Origin of the sequence: Qipengyuania marisflavi, from assembly GCF_005884405.1 — a bacterium.
In the GTDB taxonomy this organism is placed as follows: domain Bacteria; phylum Pseudomonadota; class Alphaproteobacteria; order Sphingomonadales; family Sphingomonadaceae; genus Qipengyuania; species Qipengyuania marisflavi.
Genome location: NZ_VCAO01000002.1, coordinates 11,967 through 24,919, shown reverse-complemented (window position 1 = coordinate 24,919; position 12,953 = coordinate 11,967). Strand labels below are relative to the sequence as shown.

The window sequence follows — 12,953 nt, the reverse complement described above, 5'->3', positions numbered from 1 at the left end:
ACGAATTTTGCGCGTTGGCGTTGTCCACCACGCGTATAGGCGTGCGCCTCTAGTCGGCTGCGGGCCAGAGCGCAAGCGCGCGCGTGTCCACAGGAACGCACATAAGGTCCGCAGCGTTGCTATAATTATATCTCCTCCCGCATGAAGGAACCTGCCCAATGGCCACCCAGCCCGACCCCCAGCCCGATACGATCAATCCCGACGCTCCGCAGGAAATGCCGCCGCAGACCAGCCCAGGTGAAGCGCCCATGCACGAACCTGACGAGATTGAGCCGGTGCAGCCCGATTATGACGATCCGGGACACACTCCGGATGAAACCCCGCCGCCGATGGTTTAATTTGCGGCTGATCGGGCTTGCGAGCGCGCGCAACGCAAACTAGTGGGCGCTCCATGACTGAAGAGACCAAACCCGACACCCCGCCCGATCACCTTTCGGTCAATCCGAAGAATTCGCAGTTCGATGTCGAGATTCTGCGACGCGGCGTGGGCATCCGCTTCAAGGGGCGTCAGCGCACCGATATCGAGGAATATTGCATTTCCGAAGGCTGGGTGCGGGTTCAGGCAGGCAAGACGATGGATCGCCACGGCAATCCGCTGACACTCAAGCTGAACGGTCCTGTCGAGGCATGGTTCGAAGATCTGGGTGAGGATGCCCCGGTCGCCAAGGCCGACTGATTATTTGATATCTGCAAAGGCGGCGAGGAAGCGTTTGGAGCTTTTCTCGCGCGCCGGAGCATTGGCAGGCGGCGTGGCGGCCCGAGCCACATGGACGCGGCGCGATTTGCGGGCCGTGTCCGGGTAGATAAAGCCCTCGACCGGCCAGGCGGTGTTCCCGACTGCATCCAGCGGCGCGTACCAGACGCGCACTTGGCTCCAGTCATTATCCGGCGACACATCAATCGCCAGCACATCCTTTTCGACTTGCCCGCGCCGTCCGTCGATAGGAGACCAATTGGCGTGATCAAGCAGGACGCGGCGCGAATCGACCACGCGGCTGACTGCTGCGACGTGGCCCAATTGCATATTGCGGTGCGGGCGGAACGTCATGACCGCGCCGACACGCGGGCGCTTGCCTGTTGCATAGCGTCCCTGCGCCTGATCCCACCAACTGCGCGCATCGCCATATATTTCAACCCCCGACACAGTGCGGGCATAGGGAACGCATTGCAGATAAGGGGCCAGTTCACGGCCATCACTGGCGCCGCGCAATTCGCGGCTCCCGCTGAAATCGCGCACATCTTCGGCGGCTGCCGGAGTGATGGCGAAGCTGGCGCAGACCAGGGCGAATGCTGTTGAGCTAACCTTCATGGCCATGCTGGTTAGGCCGTTAACCTTGCTGCCGGCCTTCCGCACACGGTTAATGCGAATTAACCACGGGCGGCGCGATTGCTTGCAAAGCACGCGGCAAGGGGCCACTTGGCGCGCCATCATGTCCGCACCAGAAAAACACCCTGAAAAGCCCACCGTCATTATCATCGGACGGCCCAACGTCGGCAAGTCGACGCTGTTCAACCGGCTGGTTGGCAAACGGCTGGCCCTGGTCGATGATCAGCCCGGCGTGACGCGCGACCGCCGCTTTGGCGAGGCCGAGATCGCCGGGATGGAATTTACCATCGTCGACACCGCCGGGTGGGAAGATGACGATCCCGAAAGCCTGCCCGGCCGGATGCGCCAGCAGACCGAGGTCAGCATCGAAGGCGCCGATGCGGCGCTGCTGGTGTTCGATTCGCGCGCCGGCGTGACCCCGCTGGACGAGGAAATCTCGCGCTGGCTGCGGGCGCAAGACATTCCCGTGGTGCTGGTGGCGAACAAAGCCGAAGGCAAATTTGGCGATCCGGGAATTTTCGAAAGCTTCAAACTGGGCTTTGGCGAACCTGTCGCGCTGTCAGCGGAGCATGGCGAAGGCGTCGCCGATCTGTTTGAACATCTGTGGCCGATCATCGGCGCAAAATCCGAAGCCCGCGATGAAGCGATCGAGCTGGCCGAGGAGGCTGGCGAAGATGCGCCGCTGGGTCCGCTCAAGCTCGCCATCGTCGGACGTCCCAATGCGGGCAAGTCCACGCTGATCAACCGAATGCTGGGCGAAGATCGCCTGCTGACGGGCCCCGAAGCCGGGATCACACGCGATTCGATTGCGGTCGATTGGGAATGGACCGATCCGTCCAGCGGTGAAGCGCGTGAAATCCGCCTGATCGACACCGCCGGAATGCGCAAACGCGCCAATGTCGTCGAAAAGCTCGAAATCATGAGCGTTCAGGACGCCCGCCGCGCGGTGGATTTTGCCGAGGTCGTGGTGCTGTTGCTCGATGCCACCCGCGGGCTGGAGCATCAGGACCTCAAGATCGCCAGCATGGTGCTCGAAGAAGGCCGCGCGCTGATGATTGCCATCAACAAATGGGACATTGCGCAAGAAGCCAGCTCGCTGTTCAACGGCGTGCGGGCCGCTCTGGAAGATGGTCTGGCGCAGGTGCGCGGTGTGCCGCTGTTCGCGGTTAGCGCCAAGACCGGCAAGGGCCTCGACCAGATGCTGGGCGCGGCATTCGAACTGCGTGAAGCTTGGTCCAAGCGTGTCTCCACCGCTGCGCTCAACCGCTGGTTCGACGATGCGCTGGAGGCTAATCCACCGCCCGCGCCCAAGGGCAGGCGCATCAAGCTGCGCTATATTACGCAGGCCAGCACCCGCCCGCCGCGCTTCGTGGTGTTCGGAACGCGTCTGGAACTGCTGCCCACCAGTTACGAACGCTATCTGGTCAATGGCATCAGGGCCAAGCTGGGCTTTGACGCGGTCCCGGTGCGTGTCGTGCTGAAAAGCCCGAAAAACCCTTATTCCAAGAAGTGACCGCGATGGACCTGCTTGTCCTGACCGGAGCGATGGCGAGCGATCTGCTCGAACGCACGTCCTCCACCTCACGCGTGCAGCATGTTGTGCAATTGAGCATGGCACCCGCCTTCCTACTCGCCGGGATCGGTGCGATCATGAATGTGATGACCAACCGGCTGATCTGGGTGGCGAACAAGATCGAACGGATCATGCAGGCCGATGCTGACGGGTCGGCAGGCAAACAAGTCGAGGAACTGCCCGCGCTGGAACAGCGGCGCATCTATGCGCAGCGTTCGGTCATGTTCAGCACAGCGGCGGCGCTGACCATCAGCGTGGTAATCGTGCTGCTGTTTGTGAGCGCGTTTGTTTACACCCCGCTGGGCACGCTAGTGGCGCTGGCGTGGATCGCAACGATGTCGCTGCTGTTCATCGGGCTGACGTTCTTCCTGCTGGAAACCCGCACCGCCGCACACCGCAACCGCGAACGGATGCGCCATCGCGAGGGTGCTTAGGCGCTTGCTGGCCGGGATTTGCGCAGCGGGAAGCGGCAGCCATAGGTCAGACAACGCCACAGCCATTCCAGCGGACCATAGCGAAATCTGTCCAGCCACAGCTTCGACCACAGCAGCATCAGCGCGCAGGTGGCCGCGGCCACCAGATACAGCTCCCCGCGTGATAGCTGGCCAAACAATCCCCCTGCCCAGCCGTGAAACACGATCATCATTACCGCCGATGTGCCAAGGTAATTGCTGAACGCAGCTCGGCCTGCCGCCTTGATCCGCTCGGCCAGCCAGCCATTTGCGTGCATTCCCCACAGGCCTAGCAGCGCGGCCAGCCCCAAAGTGCTTAACAATTGCGGCACCACCAGCCAGCCGGTGAGCGCCGCCAGCGTGCCGTAATAGGTCAGCCCCCCTGCCAGCGTGTACACCGCAACCGGAACGGACAGAGCGGTGCCTGCCGCGAGGAGAATCCACCCGAACAGGCGCTGGCGTCCGGCTGCCAAGCCCCCGCTAAACAGGCCATAGCGATATAGTGCCATGCCCAGCAGCATCAGCGGCAGCGTTTCGATCCAGAAATCCTGCAATTGATATGCGAAGGAGCTGGCATGTTCGGACACGTTATGCGCCACCCACTCGCCATAGCGCCCCTGCGTGATGAGCGCGGTTTCCAGCATCCCATCGGCAAAATCGGCGGCCTTGCTGGCATCCAGATCGGCGGCCAACTGCGCATAGATCGGGCGGTCACCCATATCTGTGTCGGCAACAAATGCGAACGGGATCGAGCTGCCCGCATCCAGCAGCCCGCCAACAACATAACCCAGCGCGCCGAGCACCAGCAATTTGTGCCGCGAGAGCGCTGCGACCAGCAATGCCACCAATCCGGCAACCGCATAAAGAAATAGGATATCCCCGCGCCACAGCAGGAAATAATGCAGCGCGCCAAACAGGCCGAGCCAGGCCAGCCGCCGCACTTGCAGCCACCGCGTGGCACCCCGCGCCCACGCTTTATCCATAAACAATAGCAGCCCGGCCCCGAACAGCAGAGTGAACAGCCCGCGCATCTTGCCATCCACCAACACCAGCTGGGCCGCCCACATGGCATCCGCGCCTGTCCCGGGGTCAGAAATGAAGGCACCGGGATAAAACCCGGCGCTATGCGGCTGACCGAACACGATAATGTTGGCGACCAGAATTCCCATCACCGCGATGCCGCGAATGAAATCCAGACTTTCGATCCGTGATGCAGCATCGCCGCCCAGCGGTTGCGGGGCAGTGGCGCTTTCCGATTCGCTCAATGGCTAACCCCTATCGCTCAGCGCGCCGCCTTAGCAGCCCGGTTGCATGGGGAAAGACCTCACCGGGTGACGAGGCAAGCCTGGCCGCTGGCCTTGAGCGAAGCACAGGCGGCGTCCGCCTCAGCGCGGGTCGCATATCCTCCGGCCAGTAGCTTGGTCAGGCGGCCTGCGGGCGTCTTGAGTTTTGCCCGCCCCGCCAACTCGCGCCGCGTGGATAACTTGTCCCACAGGCGGTCGGCATTGCCCGCGACGCCAAAGGCACCCAGCTGGACTTTCCACGGCCCGCCATGAGCGGATACGCGGGCCGCTGCTACAGTCGTAGCCGGAGCGGGTTTGTGCGCAGGGATCGCAGATGCCACCACGACTTCGCGCGCCAGCACCTCGCCGTCATTTGCAGCAGGCAGCGTATAATCGGCCCCGGCGCTTGCTGTACCGGCGACGCGTGGAGCCACCGGCGGTGGTGCTGTGGCAGTGACCACCGGCCCGGCCGGAGCATCTCCAGCCAGTGCCAGATCAACTGCGGCCAGATCGCGTGCACGACTCGCCTCAGCCTCGGCTTTCAGCGCCGCAGCCAGCGTTTGTGCAGACTGGCGCTCTGACAGCGGGATATATTCGTCCATCTGTGTCAGCGCAGCGCGCGCCTGCGGCAGCCCTGCCCCATTGGCGAGGGTCAGCAAGGCATAGGCGCGCGGCCAGTCCTTGGCGGCCAGATCGCCGTTAAAATGGGCGATCCCCAAAATATACTGCGCGCGCGGATCGCCGCGGCTTGCCGCCCCTTCGATATAGGGGATGGCCCGTTCGCGTTCGCCGTTCTGGAACAGCAGCAGGCCGTAATTGTCAGCTGCCTTGATATGGCCCTGCGCGGCGGCTTTGGCATACAATGCCTCGGCCTGGCGGGGATCGGCTTCGACCCCGCGCCCCAACCGATAGGCCTGCGCCATATTGAACTGGGCATCGGGGTCACCCTGCGCGGCAGGCGTTGCCCATTCGCGCACCGCCGCTGCATAATCGCCGCTGGTCCAGGCATTGACGCCGGCCTCGACATCGGCGGCAGCTGGCGCGCTCGCAGAAAAAAATGCGGCCCCCAAAAGCAAAAGTCCGATGCGGTTTGCCTGTCCAGCCATAACTTGCCCCTTGATGCGCTGCCCTGCGGGAGGGCCGGTTTCACGCATACACTATAGTAAATCGTCGCTTAGCAAAATGTTGCCAAACCATTTCGGGCAAAATGCCAGCAGGTTAACCCAAAATTAGGGGTAGTCTGCGATTTCCAGCATCGAGACCGCCGCAGACAACCAGCGGCAACGAATTTGAACACAGGCGTAATCAGGGGGACCTAGCCTTGCGTGTACTGGCATTGGCATCGCAGAAGGGCGGATCGGGCAAGACCACGCTCTCCGGACATTTGGCTGTGCAGGCGCAGCGCGCTGGCGCTGGCCCGGTCGTCCTTATCGACATCGATCCGCAAGGATCACTGGCCGATTGGTGGAATGAACGCGAGGCGGAATATCCCGCCTTTGCCCAAACCACTGTCGCCCGGCTCGCCAGTGACCTTGCGGTCCTGCGCCAGCAAGGTTTCAAACTGGCGGTGGTCGACACCCCTCCAGCCATCACGATGGCCATTCAATCGGTAATCTCGGTCGCTGAACTGATCGTCGTCCCGACCCGTCCCAGCCCGCATGATCTGCGCGCTGTGGGTGCCACGGTCGATCTGTGTGAACGGGCTGGCAAGCCGCTGGTGTTCGTAGTGAACGCCGCAACTCCCAAGGCCAAGATCACCTCGGAAGCCGCCGTTGCCCTGTCGCAGCACGGCACCGTCGCCCCGATCACCCTGCACCATCGCACCGATTTTGCTGCTTCGATGATCGATGGCCGCACGGTGATGGAAGTGGACCCGGAAAGCCGTAGCGCTGCCGAGGTTACCGCCTTGTGGAAATATATCGCAGACCGGCTGGAGAAGAATTTCCGGCGCACGGTCTTTGCCGCCCCGAACACCCAAGCGGTGCATCCGGGTGTCGCACATCGCCCCGCTGGTGGCTTCGGCCGCCGGGTGGCTCAGTAAGAACGCGAAGGCGGAGGTACGCTTAATGTCTGACGCCAGTTTCGCTTCGCTTTCGTCCACTTTGCTTGCGCGCAAGGGTGGGGCCAAGCCTGCCATGCGCCCGCAATCGGGGATCGCGGGACCTGTCGACGGCAAAGAAGCCGCGGCCAATCTCGAAGATTTGGGCTGGAACGACATGGGTGAAGAAACCCCTGCGTCCAGTGCACAGGTTGTTTCGATCAAACCCGCTGCCGCTGCCAATCAGGATGCACCGGCCGCGCAGGCAGACGCACCCAATCAGGTGCGCCAGTCGCTCGACCGGATCGCAGCGCATATTGAAAAGCCGGCAGTTGCCAAGCCGGTCGAACGCAAATCGGCACCCAGTCAGGGCAAGCGCGCCGCCTTTACACTGCGCCTTGATCATGACCGGCATCTGATGCTGCGGCTGGCCTGCACTGTGCGCAATTGCAGCGCGCAGCAGCTGGTCACCGACGCACTCGACAACTTACTGGCTGAAATGCCCGAAATCGCAAGCCTCGCGGCGCAAGTGAACCGCGACTCGCAATGAGAATCAGCGAACCAATGGATCGCACCCAGGGGGTACCAATGAGTACTGAGACCAAAGCCAAGAACACACGGCTCGTCACGCTCGCCATCACCACGGCGCTGGCATCGACGATGCTTTCCGGTTGCAATGCCAAGGTCGCGCCCAGCGCGGCCTATTCTGCTGCCAAGGCCCAGGTCGCTCTGGAAAAGGGCAAGAGCTCGCAGGCTGTCAGCCATGCCGAAGCGGCTGTTCTGGCCACGCCGCGTGACGCCTATACGCGCACGCTGCTCGCCAATGCCTATCTCGAATCGGGCCGCTTCCTGTCGGCTGTGACCACCTTTGCCGAAGCCATCGAGCTGGGCGATACCGCCCCGCGCACTGTCATCAGCTATGCGCTGGCACAGACCGCTTTGGGCGATCAAAGCGGCGCGCTGGCAACGCTGGAGCGCTGGGAAACTTCTCTCGACTCCGCCGATTTTGGCCTGGCGGTTGCGCTGGCCGGACGTCCTCAGCAGGGTGTTCACGTACTCGGCAACGCCCTGCGCAGCGGCCAGAACACTGCCAAAGTCCGCCAGAATCTGGCCTATACCTATGCCCTGATGGGTGACTGGCGCTCGGCCCGGTTGATGGCCGCTGAGGATGTTCCTGCCGATCAGGTTGGTGCACGGCTGGCCCAGTGGGCGGCCATGATCCGGCCCGAACAATATCTGACACGCGTCGCGAACCTGCTGGGTGTCATGCCCAGCGCGGATCCGGGTCAGCCCACGATGCTGGCGCTGGCCAACCATCCGGCGGTCGAACAGCTGGCTGCTGAAAGCGCTGCACAGGATTATCCCGCGCCTCAGCCGGTCAGCGACTTTGCCTTCGCGGCGGAATTGCCCGCACAAAGCGAAGCTCCGGCTGAATATGAGGCTGGTGATGCTGCACTGGCAGATGCCGGACTGGCCCAGCTAACCGCAGTCACTGCGGTTAGCGGCACCCGCTTTGTATCGAAGGAAGTTGTTCAGTCAGTACCCGCTCCGCGCACCGCATCACGGGCGCGAGTCGCCCCGCGGGTAGCCGGGACCGTGGCGCAGGCCTTCGCCCCTGAAACCGAAGCCGCCAAGCAGGCTGGCTTCGAATTTGTCGGCGGCGATCACAATGTCCAACTCGGCTCGTACTTCTCGATGTCCGATGCACAGGCAGCCTGGAAGCAGTTCCAGAAACGCTATCCCGAACTGGCGAATGCTGAAAAGCAGATCACCAAGGCGCGCGTGAACGGCAAGATTTACTACCGTGTCGCCGCCACCGGCTTTGCCAAAAGCTCGGCCCGGGCCATGTGCTCGATGGTCAAAGGCAAAGGCGCCGGTTGCATCGCTTATGCGGCCAGCAACCCACTGCCCGGCACAATCAACAAAGACGTGCGGGTCGCAGCGCGGTAAACGCGCATTTCACCAAGCACCGAATGGAAGACCCCTTCCGGAGCAATCCGGGAGGGGCTTTTCGTTGCTGCCTAGTCCGTCAGCCGAACGCCGCCCTTGAACAGCGCGATGACGCGGCCTTGTGTGGGCTGACCGTCGAACGGCGTGTTGCCCGCCGTCGCCTCCATGCGCAGGCTTTGGATGATCCACGGCTTCTCAGGATCGACCAGCGCGATATCCGCGTCATGGCCCGCAATCAGCGCGCCCGCCTCCAGCCCCAGTAACCGCGCTGGCTTGCCCGCAACCAGATCGAACGCCCGCGACATATCGAGCAAGTTATCGCGCACCAGTGTCAGCACCATGGCCAGCAGCGTCTCCGCCCCCGCCATGCCCGGCTCGGCATCGGCGAAGGGCAGCCGCTTATCCTCGGGGCCGCGCGGATCGTGACCGCTTGAGACGACATCCACTGTCCCGTCGGCAATCGCTTCGCGCACCGCTTGCCGGTCATCTTCGCAGCGCAGCGGCGGTGAAATCCGGGCGAAGGTGCGGAAATCCACGGTTGCCAGATCCGACAGCATGAAGTGCGCAGGAGTTACGCCAGCAGTGACCGGCAGCCCCCTGCCCTTGGCTTGCCGGATCAGTTCGAGCCCGGCACGGGTCGTGACCTGGCGGAAATGAATTCGTGCGCCTGCCAGTTCGGCCAGCGCGATATCGCGGGCCAGCGCCAGCGATTCTGCCTCTGCCGGAGCAGCGGGAAGCCCGATCCGCGTGGCAATCTCGCCCGCAGTGGCCACAGCATCGCCGACCAGCGCCGCATCCTCGGCATGGGCGATCACTGTCAGATCCAGCATGGCGGCATACTGCAGCAGCCGCAGCATCACCCCGGTATCGGCAATCCAGCGCCGCCCTGTCGCAATCCCGCGCGCACCGGCCTGCCGCATCAGCGCTATCTCGGCAATCTGCTCGCCCTCTAGCCCGCGTGTCGCTGCGGCCAGCGGGTGCACCCACAGATCAGGCTTGCCGCTCTTGGCGATGTAGGAAACCCGGCTCGGCAAATCGAGCAACGGTGACTGGTCGGGCATCAGCGCCGCCCGCGTGATCCCGCCAAAGCGGAACGCCGGCTTGTCGATGGCGAACACGCCAAGGTCGACCAAACCGGGTGCGATCAGCTGGCCTTTGGCATCATGCACATCGTCGCCGTCCTGCGGCGTGACGTCTCCCAGCGCATCAATTCGGCCATCGACCAGGCGGATTGCCCCCTCACGCAGGCCATCTGCGGCGACCAGCCGTCCATTGGTAATCGTCAGGGGACGCTGCTGTTTCATGGCCGCTCTCCCCATCCCGCGACCCCGCGCGCGCGGCGCGTCAGCACGTCGAGGCAGGCCATGCGGATCGCCACGCCCATTTCGACCTGCCGGGTGATGATCGAACGGTCGATCATGTCAGCCACTTCGCTATCGATTTCCACGCCGCGGTTCATCGGTCCCGGATGCATGACCAGCGCATCGGACTGCGCACTGGCCAGCCGTTTCTGGGTCAGGCCATAGAGATGGTGATACTCTCGTTCCGACGCGATGAACTGGCCGCTCATCCGCTCGGTCTGAAGCCGCAGCATCATGACCACATCCGCGCCATCCAACGCAGCGTCAAAGTCGTGAAAAACTTCTGCGCCCATTGCGGCGACACCCGTGGGCATCAGCGCGGGCGGCGCGCACAGGCGCACAGTCGCGCCCAATGCTTGAAGGCACAGCAAATTGGAACGCGCGACACGGCTGTGCAGGATATCGCCGCAGATCACGATCACCAGCCCGGTGAAATCGTCCGCTGCCTCGCCCCGCTCTCGCAAGGCCTGACGCAGGGCCAGCGCATCCAACAGGCCTTGCGTGGGATGTTCATGCTGCCCGTCACCGGCATTCAGCACCGGGCATTCCACCTTGCTGGCGATCAGGCCGGTCGCTCCGCTTGATCCGTGGCGGATCACGATCGCATCGGCGCGCATCGCGTTCAGTGTGATCGCGGTATCGATCAGCGTCTCGCCCTTTTTTACGCTCGATTGCGCGGCGTGCATATTGACCACATCAGCGCCCAGCCGCTTGCCCGCAATCTCGAAACTGAGCAGCGTGCGGGTCGAATTTTCAAAAAAAGCGTTGATGATCGTCAGCCCGGCCAGCAGATCATTATGCTTGGTTGGCTGGCGGTTCAGCCGCACCCATTGTTCCGCCTCGTCGAGCAGGAACATTATTTCATGGCGCTCCAGCTGGCCAATGCCCAGCAGGTCGCGGTGCGGGAAGGCCTGCGCGCCCGCTGGATAGCGGGCCGCGTGGCTGGATGTCGGCAACGATGTCATTAAAGCCGAGCCCTTAATCGAGTGCCATCATACCCTCAAGCATATTCGGGTGGCGCACCCCGCTCTCCTCCCCTAGCTAGGGCGCAGAACACAAACACGGGACACTTCGGATATGCATTTCGCAGGCAAAGTCTGGCGCTTGCTGGTTGGCATCAAGGACGGGCTGGTGCTCATCCTGATGCTGCTGTTCTTCATGGCGCTGTTTGCCATTCTGACCGCCCGCCCCAGCCCCGCTGCTGTGCGTGAAGGCGCGCTGGTGATCGCGCTGGACGGCGTGATTGTCGAAGAGCGATCGCGGGTCGATCCGATCCAGGCTTTGCTGTCCGGTCAGGCGCCGATGGGCGAATATCAATCCCGCGACCTGATCCGCGCGCTGGACGCGGCTGCAGGTGACGAGCGGATTACTGCGGTTGTCTTCGATCTAGACCGCTTCATAGGCGCAGGCCAGGTGCATCTGACCGAAGTCGGCGAGGCAATTGACCGGGTGCGCGCGGCCAAGAAGCCGGTGCTGACTTACGCCACCGCCTATGCCGATGACGCAATGCTGCTGGCAGCCCACGCCAGCGAGGTTTGGGTAAACCCGCTGGGCGGCGCGATTATTGCCGGGCCGGGCGGCGAAAACCTGTATTATTCGGGCTTGCTGGACAAGCTGAAGGTTAAGGCACGGATCTACAAGGTCGGCACCTACAAGAGTGCAATCGAGCCCTATTCGCGCGCCGATATGTCCGAACCCGCCCGCGAAAACGCTGCTGCGCTGTATGGTGTGTTGTGGGAGGAATATCGCGCGAACCTGCAAAAGGCGCGCCCCGGTGCCGATGTCGCGCTGGTCACCTCCGACCCTGTGGGCTGGATTACTGCGGCCAAGGGTGATCTGGCGACTGCGGCGCTGACAGCCGGGCTGGTCGACAAGATCGGCACGCGCAAAGATTTTGAAATGCGCATGGTCGCGCTGGTCGGGAAAGACAGCTGGAGCGATTTGCCCGGCGCTTATCCCGCCACACCGCTGGCGGCGTGGCTTGAAGATCAGCGCCCCGAAAAATCGGGTAGTGCCATCGGTGTGCTGACGATTGCCGGAGAAATTGTCGATGGCTCTGCGGGCCCCGGCACCGCTGGCGGTGAACGCATTGCCGAACTGCTCGACGCGGCGCTGGCCGATGACGATCTGGCTGCGCTGGTGGTGCGCGTCAATTCGCCCGGTGGCTCAGTCATGGCGTCGGAAGAAATCCGCCACGCCATCCTGCGCCACAAGGCGAAGGGTATCCCGATCGCAGTATCGATGGCCAATGTCGCGGCCAGTGGCGGCTATTGGGTAGCTACCCCCGCCGACCGCATCTTTGCCGAGCCCGATACGATCACCGGCTCCATCGGCATCTTTGCAGTCATCCCGACCTTCGAGGAAACCGCCGCAATGCTGGGCGTAACCAGCGATGGTGTGCGCACCACGCCGCTGTCGGGACAGCCCGATTTGATTGGCGGCTTCACCCCCGAAGTCGACGCCATCCTGCAAGCCACCATCGAAGACGGCTATCGTGATTTTCTGGAACGGGTGGCCAAGTCGCGCAGTATGACGCTCGAAAAGGTCGACACCATGGCGCAGGGCCGCGTCTGGGATGGCGGCACCGCACGCCAGCTGGGTCTGGTCGATCAATATGGCGGTATGGATGCGGCGCTGGCATGGGCGGCCAAGCAGGCCAAGCTGGCCGATGGGGACTGGCATGCCGACTATCTGGGCACCGAGGAAAGCACTTATGATACGCTGCTGCGCACCTGGCTGATAGGTGATGGCGAGGAGAGCGCGCGGGCCGATGTCGTGACGCTGTTCGCGCGGCGCGATGCGGCGCTGGCCACGCGGCTGTCTGCGGATGTTGGGCGTTTGATGGACGCCAAGGGGATGCAGGCCTATTGCCTGGAATGTCCCGCGTCGCGCGCGGCAACCGCCGGGCAGCTGCCACTCGAAGGCTGGCTGGCAAAGCTGGTGCGCCTGCTGGCAGACTGAACGGCAAG

General features: G+C 63.1%; 13 protein-coding genes. 8 read left to right on the top strand and 5 right to left on the bottom strand.

The genetic code is table 11. From position 1 onward, the window contains the following. The first annotated feature begins 158 nt into the window (after positions 1-158). Entirely contained in the window at positions 159-338 is a 180-nt protein-coding gene (locus FEV51_RS04625; RefSeq protein WP_138616460.1) for a hypothetical protein, read from the top strand. Between the two features lie 53 nt (positions 339-391). Further along, positions 392-676, top strand: a complete 285-nt coding sequence (locus FEV51_RS04620; protein WP_138616458.1) for a DUF3297 family protein — start codon at positions 392-394, stop codon at positions 674-676. On the opposite strand, the gene FEV51_RS04615 is transcribed toward FEV51_RS04620, so the two are convergent. Then, entirely contained in the window at positions 677-1,309 is a 633-nt protein-coding gene (locus FEV51_RS04615; protein ID WP_138617228.1) for a CHAP domain-containing protein, read from the bottom strand. A gap of 121 nt (positions 1,310-1,430) precedes the next feature. Here FEV51_RS04615 and der point away from each other — a divergent pair, with 121 nt between their 5' ends. Next, positions 1,431-2,840, top strand: a complete 1,410-nt coding sequence (gene der, locus FEV51_RS04610; protein WP_138616456.1) for a ribosome biogenesis GTPase Der — start codon at positions 1,431-1,433, stop codon at positions 2,838-2,840. 5 nt (positions 2,841-2,845) lie between these two features. Beyond that, positions 2,846-3,334, top strand: coding sequence for a DUF2721 domain-containing protein (locus FEV51_RS04605; protein ID WP_138616454.1), 489 nt, complete (start codon positions 2,846-2,848; stop codon positions 3,332-3,334). On the opposite strand, the gene FEV51_RS04600 is transcribed toward FEV51_RS04605, so the two are convergent. Both FEV51_RS04600 and FEV51_RS04595 read right to left on the bottom strand, forming a co-directional pair. After that, positions 3,331-4,617, bottom strand: coding sequence for a DUF418 domain-containing protein (locus tag FEV51_RS04600; RefSeq protein WP_246034444.1), 1,287 nt, complete (start codon positions 4,615-4,617; stop codon positions 3,331-3,333). The two genes, FEV51_RS04605 and FEV51_RS04600, sit on opposite strands and share 4 nt — an antisense overlap. A 59-nt stretch (positions 4,618-4,676) precedes the next feature. Beyond that, positions 4,677-5,741, bottom strand: coding sequence for an SPOR domain-containing protein (locus FEV51_RS04595; RefSeq protein WP_138616452.1), 1,065 nt, complete (start codon positions 5,739-5,741; stop codon positions 4,677-4,679). 215 nt (positions 5,742-5,956) lie between these two features. Here FEV51_RS04595 and FEV51_RS04590 point away from each other — a divergent pair, with 215 nt between their 5' ends. The 3 genes from FEV51_RS04590 to FEV51_RS04580 are packed head-to-tail and all read left to right on the top strand — an operon-like array spanning position 5,957 to position 8,623. Continuing rightward, a complete protein-coding gene (locus FEV51_RS04590) occupies positions 5,957-6,676 on the top strand; it encodes a ParA family protein (protein WP_138616451.1) in 720 nt (239 codons plus the stop codon). Positions 6,677-6,701: 25 nt separating this feature from the next. Further along, positions 6,702-7,223: a hypothetical protein gene (locus FEV51_RS04585; RefSeq protein WP_138616449.1), complete on the top strand. Its 522-nt coding sequence runs from the start codon at positions 6,702-6,704 to the stop codon at positions 7,221-7,223. Between the two features lie 38 nt (positions 7,224-7,261). Next, the gene (locus tag FEV51_RS04580) at positions 7,262-8,623 is read left to right on the top strand and encodes an SPOR domain-containing protein (protein ID WP_171033043.1); all 1,362 of its coding nucleotides are present in this window, start codon (positions 7,262-7,264) and stop codon (positions 8,621-8,623) included. 71 nt (positions 8,624-8,694) lie between these two features. Here FEV51_RS04580 and FEV51_RS04575 read toward each other — a convergent pair whose 3' ends face one another. Further along, positions 8,695-9,927, bottom strand: coding sequence for a dihydroorotase (locus FEV51_RS04575; RefSeq protein WP_138616445.1), 1,233 nt, complete (start codon positions 9,925-9,927; stop codon positions 8,695-8,697). Next, entirely contained in the window at positions 9,924-10,949 is a 1,026-nt protein-coding gene (locus FEV51_RS04570) for an aspartate carbamoyltransferase catalytic subunit (protein WP_138616443.1), read from the bottom strand. The genes FEV51_RS04575 and FEV51_RS04570 overlap by 4 nt, the downstream gene beginning before the upstream one ends. Positions 10,950-11,061: 112 nt before the next feature. Here FEV51_RS04570 and sppA point away from each other — a divergent pair, with 112 nt between their 5' ends. Then, positions 11,062-12,945 (top strand): signal peptide peptidase SppA, encoded by a 1,884-nt coding sequence (sppA, locus tag FEV51_RS04565; protein ID WP_138616441.1) that lies wholly within the window; start codon positions 11,062-11,064, stop codon positions 12,943-12,945. The last annotated feature ends 8 nt before the right edge of the window (positions 12,946-12,953 follow it).